Source organism: Acetobacter sp. (assembly GCF_047723915.1).
GTDB lineage: Bacteria > Pseudomonadota > Alphaproteobacteria > Acetobacterales > Acetobacteraceae > Acetobacter.
Genome location: NZ_JBDOBQ010000008.1, coordinates 122026 through 129162 on the forward strand (window position 1 = coordinate 122026; position 7137 = coordinate 129162).

The 7137-nt window shown below is 65.8% G+C and carries 5 protein-coding genes; all 5 read left to right on the plus strand.

The genetic code is table 11. The features are described 5' to 3' along the window. Window positions 1–2: 2 nt before the first annotated feature. From ABF990_RS06885 to ABF990_RS06905, 5 genes are read left to right on the plus strand one after another with little or no spacing between them, the layout of a single operon-like run. Window positions 3–977 carry a GlxA family transcriptional regulator gene (locus ABF990_RS06885; protein ID WP_415492087.1) on the plus strand — a complete coding sequence of 325 codons (975 nt, stop codon included), beginning with the start codon at window positions 3–5 and terminating at the stop codon, window positions 975–977. 14 nt (window positions 978–991) lie between these two features. Then, on the plus strand, window positions 992–3040 hold the full coding sequence (locus ABF990_RS06890) for an FAD-dependent oxidoreductase (RefSeq protein ID WP_415500685.1): 2049 nt from the start codon (window positions 992–994) through the stop codon (window positions 3038–3040). Between the two features lie 3 nt (window positions 3041–3043). Next, window positions 3044–4933 carry a DUF3483 domain-containing protein gene (locus ABF990_RS06895; RefSeq protein ID WP_415500684.1) on the plus strand — a complete coding sequence of 630 codons (1890 nt, stop codon included), beginning with the start codon at window positions 3044–3046 and terminating at the stop codon, window positions 4931–4933. Further along, window positions 4930–6135 (plus strand): FAD-binding protein, encoded by a 1206-nt coding sequence (locus tag ABF990_RS06900; RefSeq protein ID WP_415500683.1) that lies wholly within the window; start codon window positions 4930–4932, stop codon window positions 6133–6135. The genes ABF990_RS06895 and ABF990_RS06900 overlap by 4 nt, the downstream gene beginning before the upstream one ends. Beyond that, window positions 6132–6884 carry a hypothetical protein gene (locus tag ABF990_RS06905; protein ID WP_415500682.1) on the plus strand — a complete coding sequence of 251 codons (753 nt, stop codon included), beginning with the start codon at window positions 6132–6134 and terminating at the stop codon, window positions 6882–6884. Before ABF990_RS06900 ends, ABF990_RS06905 begins: the two co-directional genes overlap by 4 nt. Window positions 6885–7137 lie beyond the last annotated feature (253 nt).

Here is a 7137-nt window from a genome sequence, read left to right on the forward strand (position 1 = left end):
GCATGGGGCGCGACCTGCATCTGGCCAGTCTCAAGCGCTTCGGCTTTCTGACGCTTGAGAACTATTCCATGATCGCTGTCAGCAATGCGGTCGAAGGCCTGCGCATGGCCAACCAGTTGGGGCAGGCCCACGCCTATACATGGGATATCCTGACACTGGACGGAGAACCCGCCCGCGCCAGCAACGGGCTTTGCCTGCATCCCACGCATATGGCGGCGGCCCAGCGGTACGATATTATTTTTGTCTGCGGCGGGTTGAATGTGCGTGCCTCCACCTCCGAGGCGCTGCGCAGTTTCCTGCGTGCGCAGGCCCGCGACAATGTCTCGCTCGGTGCGCTGTGCACGGGCACCTTTGCCCTGGCCGATGCCGGGCTGCTGCGGGGGTACCGGTGCGCCATTCATTGGGAAAACCTGTCCAGCATTCAGGAAGAATTCCCCGAGATCGATGTTTCGGGTGACATGTTCGTCATCGATCGGAACCGCCTGACCTGCACCGGCGGTTCCGTACCGCTGGATCTTGTGCTCAAGATCGTGGAAGCCCGGTTCGGCATGGCGCTGGCCCGTGCGGTGGCGGCGCAGTTCATTCTCGAACGCAACCGCACAGGCGAGGAAAGCCAGCCCGCGACAAACCTCGCCGGTATGCCGCTGGCGCTGCGCAAGGCCGTGCGAATGATCGAAACCCAGATGGATCGCCCGCTCAAGGTATCGACCCTGGCGCGGGAGCTTGGTTTTTCCACCCGCCATCTCGAACGGATCTTTCGCAGTCACACCAACACGACACCGGCGGGTTACCTTGCCGCCGCCCGGCTGGAAAAGGCACGGCGGCTGCTCCAGCAGACCTGCCTGCCTGTGACCGATGTTGCCATGGCCTGCGGCTTTACCTCCTCGGCGCATTTCAGCACGGCCTATCGCGGGCGTTATGGCTACCCCCCGCGTGACGAGCGGCGGCAGATGAGCCAGGCCGCCGCCCAGTCCTGAAGGATACAGAGAACATGACTAGCAGTGCGGACGTTCTTCTGCGTCCTTTGCGTATCAAGAACCTGGTGATCCGCAACCGGATCATGAGCACAAGCCATGCGCCGGGCTATGCCGAGGGCGGCATGCCCAAGGACCGCTACCAGCTTTACCATGCGGAAAAGGCAAAAGGCGGCATCGGGCTGACCATGTTCGGTGGGTCGTCCTCGGTCGACTGCGACAGCCCTGCCACGCCGTGGAGCCAGATTGCGGTCTCGGACGACAGCATTATTCCCTATTTCCAGCAGTTTTCGGATCGCGTGCATGCCCATGGCGGCAAGCTGATGATCCAGTTGACCCATATGGGGCGCCGTACGCGCTGGGACACGGATGCCTGGCTGCCGGTGGTGGCTCCCTCGGTCATGCGCGAACCGGCCTCGCGCTCGGTTCCCAAGGAACTGGAGATCGAGGATATCCGCCGTATTGTCCGCTCCTTCGCCGATGCGGCACGCCGCTGCAAGGAAGGCGGGCTGGACGGTCTGGAACTGTCAGGCGCGCACGGGCATCTGCTCGACCAGTTCTGGAGCCCGTCCGTCAACCACCGGACCGACGCTTACGGCGGGTCGCTCGAAAACCGCATGCGTTTCGGGATCGAGGCCTTTACCGCCGTGCGCGAAGCCGTGGGGGACGACTACGTTGTGGGTATCCGCATGTCGGGGGATGAACTGCTCAAGAACGGCGTCACCCATGAGGATGCCGTGGCCATTGCGACGGAATACGCCCGGCGCGGCCTGATCGATTTCGTCAACGTGCTGGGCGGACAGGCGCGGGACGACATGTCGCATGCCATCAGCCTGCCCAACATGTCTTTCCCCGTGGCTCCATTCCTGCATCTGGCCAGCGGAATCCGGCGTGAAGTCGAAATTCCGGTTTTTCATGCCCAGCGGATCATGGACCTGGCGACAGCCGCGCGCGCCGTGGCCGAAGGGCATGTGGACATGGTGGCCATGACACGCGCCCATATTGCCGACCCGCATATTGCCAACAAACTGGCCGCCGGGCGTGAGGACGATATCCGCCAGTGTGTGGGGGCCGGTTACTGTATCGACCGCATTTACGTGGGGGGGGATGCGCTGTGCCTGCAGAACGCGGCAACCGGGCGCGAACAGACCATGCCGCACGACGTGCCCCCCGCGCAGGTGAAGCGGGGGGTGGTGGTTGTGGGGGCCGGTGTCGCGGGGCTTGAGGCCGCGCGGGTATGCGCGCTGCGCGGGCATGACGTCACGCTGCTTGAAAAAGCCGATCGCACGGGCGGTCAGGTCAATATTGCCGCCAAAGCGGGCTGGCGCGAGGCCCTGTCGGGTATCGTGCGCTGGCTGGACGGCCAGGTGCGCAAGCTTGGCGTGGATGTGCGCCTGAATACCCAGGCCGATGCCGCCATGGTTGCAGCACTCGCGCCAGATGTCGTGGTGGTTGCCACCGGCGGCAAGGCCAATCCGGGGGAATGGCCGGGGCATGACCTGGCCTGCACCGCGCGGGACGTGCTGGAGGGCAAGGCCTCGCCCGAAGGCAGCGTGCTGCTTTACGATGAAATGGGCCAGCACAATGCGGCATCGGTGGCCGAACTTCTGGCCACGCGTGGCTGTCAGGTGGAAATGGTAACCGCCGACCGCCTGATTGCGCAGGATGTCGGCACCACGAACCAGCCAGTGCATTTGCGCGAACTGTACCGTCTTGGGGTTATTCTTTCGCCCAATCTGGAACTTTGCGAACTCTACCGCGAAGAAAACCGCGTTGTGGCCGTCCTGCGCAACACCATGACCGGCGAGGAAGAAGAGCGCCTGATCGACAGCGTGGTGGTGGAGTGCGGCAACCTGCCGCTTGAGGCGGTGTATTTCGATCTCAAGCCCAATGCAGTCAACCACGGGGTGACGGACCTGCCAGCCCTTCTGGCGGGCAGGCCCCAGCCTGGCCTGACTGAAAAGCAGGCCGGAACCTATGCGCTGTTCCGTATTGGCGACGCGGTGGCCGGGCGGAACATCCATGCCGCCATTTATGATGCCTTGCGTCTGTGCAAGGATTTTTAAGACATGACCGGATTTGCCGCAGGGCTGGTATGGCTGCTGTGCTGTGCGGCCGTGCTGGCAGTTATGCCGTATGTTGCGCGCTGGCGACAGGGGCGTCCCGCCCCCATTGACTGGCGCGCGGGACTTGTGGCCCTGCCACGCCGCTACCTGCGCGATGTGCATGATGTGGTGGAAAGGCGCCCCGGCACAGGGCGCATGCATGCGCTGACGGCGGGCGGGCTGCTGGCGGGGCTGGGCCTGGTTCTGCTGACATCGCTGCCTTTTGCGCGCGCAAGTCGGCTGCTATGGGCCGGGATTACGGTTTTTGCAGCACTTGGGTTTGTGGGCTCCGTTCTGGTGTGGCGGCGGCGCTGGCCGCGCAGGCCGTCCTGGCTGTCGGGCGGGGCGTTTTATGGCCTTGCGCCAGCACTTGCCTGCTGCACGGCGGGACTTGGCCTGCTGGCCCTGTGGTCTGCCCTGTACGGGCCGGGGCCGGAGCAGGGTGGGGCGGTGATCTGGCTGGGTCGCGCCCTGCTGGCTCTGGGCGGGGTGGGGCTTGTCTGGCTGCTGGCCGCCGGGCCGATGAAGCATGCTTTCGCGGGGTCCACATGGCTTGTGGCGCATACGCGACCCGGCCGGTTCGGCGGCGGGCGTGACACGGCGCTGCGTCCGCTCGACCTGAACGCACCCATGCTCGGCAGCGTCACTCCGTCGGATTTTTCGTGGAACGTGCTGGCCAGTTTCGATGCCTGCATTCAATGCGGCCGGTGCGAACAGGCATGCCCGGCCTTTGCCGCCGGTCAGCGGCTGAACCCCAAGGCGCTGGTGCAGGGGCTGGTGCATGCCATGGGTGGGGCGCCCGCCTACAAAGGCTCGCCCGCGCCACTGGCGTCTGCTGCCAGTGGCGCATGCGGCATGCACCACCCCATTGTCGGGGCCGATGCGTCCATTCACCCGGACACGCTCTGGGCCTGCACGACCTGCCGGGCCTGCGTGCAGGAATGCCCGATGATGATCGAGCATGTGGACGCCATAGTGGACATGCGCCGGGGGCAGGCGCTCATGCATGGGGCCGTGCGCCCGGGTGCGGCCAGAGCGCTGCGCACCCTGCGCGACACCGGCAATCTGGCGGGCCGTCCCCCCGCCGAACGGGCGGATGCTCTGGCCATGCTGGACGTGCCCGTGCTGGCGGAAGGGGGGGAGACGGATATCCTGCTCTGGTTGGGGGATGGCGCGTTCGAGCGGCGCTATGGCCAGAGCCTGCAGGCCCTGGTGAAACTGATGCAGCGTGCGGGCCTGCGCTTCGCCATTCTGGGCGAGGCTGAAACCGATTGCGGGGATCTGGCCCGCCGCCTGGGGGACGAAGCCACGTTTCAGGCTCTCGCCCATGATGTTATTGCAACACTGGCCGTCCGTCGTTTCAGCCGTATTGTCACGGCGGACCCGCATGCCTTTCATGCACTTGCCAACGAATATCCGGCATTGGGCGGTGCATGGCAGGTGCAGCACCATACAGCCCTGCTGGACGAACTGGTGGACGCGGGGCGTCTGAAACTCAGCCCGCAGGCGACGGGCACGGTGGCCTGGCACGATCCGTGTTATCTGGCCCGCTATAACGGTCAGGTGGATGCGCCGCGTCGCCTGCTCAGGGCGGCATGCCAGAACGTGGTGGAAATGGAACGCCACGGTCTGCGCGCCATGTGCTGCGGTGGCGGTGGCGGGAACCCGGTCAGCGATGTGGATGCGCAGGAGCGTATTCCCGACCTGCGCATGGCTCAGGCACGGCAGGTGGGCGCGCAGATGGTGGCGGTCGGCTGTCCCGGCTGCACGGCCATGCTCGAAGGTGTGGTGGGTGACAGGCCCGAGGTGCGCGACATTGCCGAACTGGTGCTGGATGCGGTGGTGGCGTCATGACCCAGCGCGTTCGCAGGAACCCGTTTGAAGATCGTGCCCGCCGGCGTGTGGCTGGGGGAGAGCGCCCGCGCTTCGTGCTCCGGCCCATGCCTGCCGAGGCCGGAGTACAGCGGCGCAGGAACCCGCGTGCCGAACGGGCGCTGATTACGGTTGCGGGGCAGGGCGGACGCCCCCGCCTTGTGCGTAGCGGGCACGCTGGAATAGCCACAGCCAGAGTGGCGACACATGCGCCAAAACGTATCAGGGTTGAAACCCCTGCCATGCTGGTGCTGGCGATCCCCGATCTGGCGGATGGACGGCTGTCGCGGTTCGACCGGCAGATTCTGGGTGCGGCCCGTCTGGTCGCCGATAGCGCGCAGGGGGCTGTGTGCGTGCTGTGTCCGCCGGGTCTGGACGAACAGGGGCAGGCCATGCTGGGCGATGCGGGGGCTGACAGGCTGTGTGTGCTGTCCGCCGGGCGCGATGACCCCGAACGCTTTGCCGCCGAGAGTGTCGCGTGGCTGCAAAACAGCGGGGCGGCTCATCTGCTTCTGCCCGAAAGCCCCGACGGTGCCGATCTGGCCCGCCGTGTGGTGGCCGAGGGTGGTTTTGATTTTATGGGCGGAATCCAGGCGTTTTCGCCCCGCACCGTGGTGGCTCCCTGCCGCGGCCTGCGCCGCGAACGGGTGCTGAAAACCCTGCCCACTGTCATGACGCTGGAGGAGGACCGGGCTCCGGTCTATGTGGGGCTTGGGCATGATATCTGCCGGGTCGACCATGTGCCGGCCAGCGGGGCTGCGGGGCGTGTCAGGCTGGGGGTCGCCATTGCAGGCGATCCGGCCAGCCTGCCACTGGCGGAGGCCCCCTTTGTGGCGGCGGCAGGCAATGGTGTTACCGACTTTGCAGCCTTTGCCGCCATGGTGCGCGCCCTGGGGGCCACACCGGGGGCCAGCCGCGTGGTGTGCGACGCAGGGTTGATGCCGCGCGCCACACAGGTGGGTGCCTCCGGCACGGTGCTGGACGCCACATGCTACCTGGCCATGGGTATTTCGGGGGCGCCGCAGCATTTGCAGGGCATTGGGCGGGTGGAGCATATTGTCGCGGTCAATACCGACCTGCATGCCGCCATGATCGGCCGCGCGGGGCTGGCCATTATTGCCGATGCGCAGGATGTCATGCCCGCTCTGACAGCCCTGCTGAACCAGACAAGGGGGAACGCATGACGGTCGCGGTCGCTCTTTCCGCCGGGGTGGACCCGGTTTCGGGCCGGGCAGCGCCTGTCCCGTCCGAACTTCATGCAATCGGTCTGGCCCGGCAGACTGGCCAGAGCGTTATCGGCGTGCATGTGACACTGCGGGCCGGGGCGGATACGGCAATCCTGCGGGACTATGCAGCTTATGGGCTGGACCGGATTGTCGTGCTGGACGGGGCGGATGTCAGCGGCACGCTATCTGTCTGGCTGCGTGCCCAGCCCGATATCGCCATGCTGTTGACCGGGCATAAGGCCAGCGGCGGGCAGGATAGCGGGCTTGTGCCTTTTCTTGTCGCGCGCAGGCTTGGCTGGGCCATGGTGTCCGATGTCGCGCAGGTTGTCGGGGCCGGGACGGAAAACGGCACGCTGGACATTCTTCAGGCCCGCCCGCGTGGCGTGCGCAGGCCGGTCAGCCTGCCCATGCCCTGTGTGCTGGCAGCCAGTGCCCGCACCGGGCCGGTGCCCGATGCGATTTATGCCAGGGCGCGGGCGGCCGAGATCGTGCGCGAACAGGTGGCCAGCAATCCCGCGCAGGAGCCTGAAACGGCAGGAGAAGAACGCCCATGGCGTGCCCGGCCCAAACTGCTGTCGGGACAGTCCGGGTCTGCGGCGGGGGGGGCTGCCGCTGGGGGAGCGGGCAAGGTTCTTGTCGCACCGCCCGCGGCGGAGGCAGCCCGTGAAATCGTTGAATATCTGCGTTCTGTGGGGCTCGATGTATAAAGTGGGGAGAGCCTTGCCAGTGCCAGCGGCAGGTCTTGTTCCGCAGGCAGGATGTTCCCGATTGTTCCTGAAAATAAACGTCGCGTTGCCGTAACAGCCCGGTTGCCCGCATGCGCTATGACGGGTGTGAGAATGTTTTGAAACAGAGTGTTTTCCCCTTTGAGGAGTACGGACGTTGGATATGCCGGTAGACGTGGCCCACACCGATCTGGAGCTTTTTTTTCGCGCGCCTGTTTCCCAGACGGACCCGGAA